The following is a 4,486-nucleotide window of genomic DNA, read 5'->3' as shown; positions in this document are numbered from 1 at the left end:
GATATAGAAAGGCTTGAGTTGATACCGTATTTTATTCTGTATCGTACGTCATCAAAATCCTTTTCGTATTTATCCGTACCAATAAAAGGCAGGTATTTAAACTCCTTACTACTTCCGGGTTCCCCGTTGGTGGTGTACCCGTTACCGTTGACATAAAATATCGATGATGAATTCAGCAAATTGCCTATATTCAGTTTAAGCTCCATTTTTTGTTTCAGGAAACGGCCAAACAGCTGCAGGTCCATCTGGTCACGCCCGTTCTCATATTCGGTCAGTGAAGGGTTCGAGGCTATAGTATAGGTACGGCGGCCAGCGCGGTTATAGCTTACCGTTAAGCCATAATCTGGCGAAGTATAGCTCATGCCTGCGTTAACAATATAAGGCGACTGCCCGAACAGGGCCCTGGACTCATCCTTCTCCAGTATGCTTCCGTCTCCCTGGTAAGCCAGTGTATGCACTTTTGATTTGATTATTGAGCCGTTACCGAACAGGGAGAGGTTGCGGAGCCATTGTTTATCGCCCATAAAACCAAGTGACTTACGGAACTCCATTTCCAGGCCATAGTTAATGGCATCTTTCTGGTTCTGGTAACGATATTGGGACGTTTTCCCGGTAGCATCCTGGTCTACCACCAGCTCTATAGGTTTATCAAATGTCTTGTAAAACCCGGATATGGAAATGATCTCCCCGGCCGAAGGATACCATTCATACCGTAGGTCGGTGTTTTTGATCTTGGTGCTGTTCAGGTCGCCACCCACAATAAGGGCATCCAGATCTACGTCATAAAAACCAAAATAAGAGGTTTCCCTGAAATCAGGCCTGATGATGGTTTTAGCAAAAGATGCCCTGAAATTCATCTTAGGCGTAATGTTGTAAATCAAATTGGCCGACGGCAGATAATTGGTATTTTTTTCACCGGTTACTTTTCGTACGGATGTATTCTGGTCGGATATCAGGGGCTGATCATTTTCCAGGTTATATTTTTCAGCACGAATCCCGTATATGATCCGGATTTTGTGGAAAAACCTTTGGTCGAGCATCAGGTAACCCGCGTTAAAGGACGACTTACCATCGAACTGGGTACCATTGTTGGCATCCGCCAAATAATAAGCCTGTCCCGGCCCTGTTCCTATATTTTCAGGCGCTAAGATCTCTTCATACGGGCGGTTAAAATTATCATAGGCACGGTCTTCTGTTCTGATGTTAAGCGTTGTGGCACTCAGGGAACGGTGTTTTTTAATACCATTGTAACCCGCCTTTACTAAACTTTTATCGCCCAGGAAATTAAAGGGCTGGCTCAGGTTTAAAGCATAATTATAATCAATTTCTTTGGTGTATGTAAATATCCGGTAATCATAGACAGGGTTGGTGATATTGGGATTAGCCACAAAAGGGTTCTGATAATATTCTTTACCATCTTTTTCCAGTGTTAAACCATAAGTGAACCGGGTGCGGTCCCTGGTTTCCTGGCTTACAGAGGTTCTGGCGGCCAGCCAGGTTAGTTTTAAACCAGCGGGAGTCAAAGTATTTTCACCTTCAAGCTTGTTTTGCAGGATGCGGGTGATCTCGGGGTCCTGAAGCCCGGTTTGCGTCCTTACTCTTGGCCCTCCGCTGTTGTCTGGGAAATCACCGGTCGAGGTATTGAAAGGATTGTTAAAGGTCTGCGAGAACAGATTTTTAAACCCTACTTTATAAGTTTTTCCTTGTATACCTGCGTTTAACTGGACCCCTGCCGTTGTATTATATTTGTAGATACTCCCATTGCGCCTTTTACCGGCACTATCTATATTGGCTTCCCGTTTTGCAGGATAGTCGTCATAAATAGTAAAACCCCTTACATTCTGATAATTGTAGGTATCCTGGCTGTTTCTTAAACTTAAACCGGTAACAAAGCCCAGCTTCTGGTCGTTTTTTAATTGATAAACCCGGCCAATGGAGAAGCGGTAGTTTTGGTTAAGCCCACCGGGAGATCTGTAGAGCTTAAAAGCGTCGGGGCTGAACAGTTTACTTTGAGGGGTAGCGTAATCCGGCGGAAGAGGGTCAGTCCATGACCGGATCCCGACTGGTAATTTACGGTGCCCGTCATCAAAGCCCAGGAAATCATATTTGCCTCTTTTGCCTGAGTGTAAAAAATCCTTACCCAGGGTTTGGCTGTTAAAGCCGGAGCCAACGGATAAAATGGTAAAGTTCTCTAAGGGAATATCGAGTGTATTGACGGATACCTGGCCGCCTGAAAACTCCGCTGAAACATCCGGGGTAGCTGTTTTATTCACCACCACATTGCTGACCATCTCTACTGGGATCACATCAAAAGAGAAATTGTGGCGGTTCATATCGGTACTTGGTAATACAATCCCGTCGATCATGCCTTGATTATAACGTTCGGTTAATCCGCGTACGATCACATAGCGGTTATTCAAGGTACTTACCCCACTGATCCTTTTCATTACCTGGCCCATGTTGTTATCCGGGGTGCGGGCTATCTGCTCCGCACTGATGCCGTCGGTTACGCTGGCCGCGTTTTTTTGCGTTGCATATAAACCTGAGGTAGATTCTTTTTTATAGGAGGAGGTGATCAACACCGCATTCAGGGCATTTGATGCGCTTAACAGCACCACATCCATTTGGGTCAGGCCGTCGGATTTAACCACAACATCAGCAATCCGCTTGGTTTGAAAAGAAACGTGGCTTATCTCCAGCGTGTAAGTGCCGGGCGGGGCAGTGATACTGTACGAGCCATCAACAGCGGTTGTGATAACAGTATTCAGTTCAATGATCCTGATACCTGCACCCGGTAGCGTTTCATTCTTGTCATCGACAACTTTACCGTGAATTTTGCCTCGCTTTGGAGGCTTGGGAGTGGGTTTTTCCTTGCCGATAACGATGTTGTTGTTAATAATCTCGTAATCGTACCCGGTGTTCTTTAGCAGGTTTTTTAGAATAACCAGCAGTGATTCGCCATTATAGCTCTTCAATGATACTTTCAGTTTGTCAAGTAGATTTTTGTCATAAGAAAAAGATATGCCTGTACTTGTTTCAATCCTGGCCAGTACATCCGCCATGTTTTCATTTTTTATGCTGATCGTAACTTTGACTTCATTCAGTTTCTGCGCCTTGCTTTCGCTGGCATAGATCAAACTGCTGAACCCAATTATTATTCCTAATGCAACTGTCGTGACTCTCATAATCGCCGTGACGTTTTTTTTCATATTTTTGATTGTTGTTAAATGGTGATGCCAATTAATTACACAGCGGTACTAACAAACTTTCGAAGGGGTGTTAGTTGCTGATTATTACTGAACGGGAGTTGTTTCCGCAACTTCCGTTTTCTTTTTCGCTTCTTTATCTATTCATATAGCGTTATTATGGTATCCCTGATGCGGTACTTCGCATCTGTCATTTTGCTGATCGTTTTCATAACCTCTTCTATTTTATTGTTTGTGTTAAATGTGGTTTTAAAATTTGCCATCGCCAGCCTGTCGCTTTTGGTTTCCAAAGTAAGCCCCCAGGTATTTTTCACCACTAAAGAAAGTTCTTTGAAAGTTACGCCGTCCAGCCTTACCTTACCGTTCTGCCATGATGCCGCCAGTTTAGCGTTGGCCTGGGTTACCTCAAAAGTGTTCGTCCCTATGTTGAAATTGATCTGCTGATCAGGATCGAGCAGGCATAATGTTTTTCCTGAAGCAACAATACCTACTTTGCCAGTAGCTACGTTTACGGTAATCCGGTCAAGGCCAGCATATGCCCGAATATTAAAGGAAGTGCCCAAAACTGTGGTCTTTAAATTACCGGTATTGACTACGAAAGGCTTTGCCTTATCGTGTGCAATCTTAAAGAAAGCCTCGCCTTCCAGATAAATTTCCCGCTTGTTCGCATTGAAATGTTTGGGATATTTAAGTTCTGAGCCGGAGTTTAACCAGATTTCAGACCCATCTTCCAAAACGATCTTTAGCATTTTACCTATCTGCGCTTTGCTGATATATAAAACCGCGGCATGAGCTATTTCCTGTTCATTAGTTTTTCTTATATGATTATATAGGTGGATACTACTCATAAAAAAAGCAAAGACCGCAGCGACCTTCATCCAGTTCCCGGGTTTCAGAAAAAAGGTTCTTAGGTCGGGCTGTTGTTTTGGTTCAGGAATTTGAGCGATGATCCTGTCCAGTAATCGGGTGCGTACTTTTTCTTCATGTTCACTGCCGTGAAAGACTTCAAGGTCTTTACCTGAAACATCAAAGGCGGCGTACCAGTTGTCCAGCTCTTCCCGTTCCCCCGGGGTCAGGCTTGTTTTGTCTGCTTCATGCAGTAATTTATTCTTGTTACGCCTGTACATAGTTATGCTCTTTAACTATATAACCGAACGAGACCGGCCTTTGTCCCAGAGCAAAATGAAATTTAATATACGTGGCAGTTTTTGTTAACGTTCTATTAATAATAGAGTAGCCAATGTAATCAGCTTGTTAACTGAGGAGGGTTCAAGTTCACC

General features: G+C 43.8%; 2 protein-coding genes. Both read right to left on the bottom strand.

The window, feature by feature from the left end; genetic code table 11:
* A partial coding sequence (locus tag DBR11_RS20385; protein ID WP_108554467.1) for a TonB-dependent receptor domain-containing protein occupies positions 1-3,209 on the bottom strand: 3,209 nt, incomplete at its 3' end.
* 137 nt (positions 3,210-3,346) lie between these two features.
* Positions 3,347-4,333, bottom strand: a complete 987-nt coding sequence (locus DBR11_RS20380; protein ID WP_108554466.1) for a FecR family protein — start codon at positions 4,331-4,333, stop codon at positions 3,347-3,349.
* Between the last annotated feature and the right edge of the window lie 153 nt (positions 4,334-4,486).

The organism is Pedobacter sp. HMWF019 (assembly GCF_003061025.1).
Taxonomy (GTDB): Bacteria; Bacteroidota; Bacteroidia; order Sphingobacteriales; family Sphingobacteriaceae; genus Pedobacter.
This window is presented reverse-complemented; position numbering and strand designations above follow the sequence as displayed.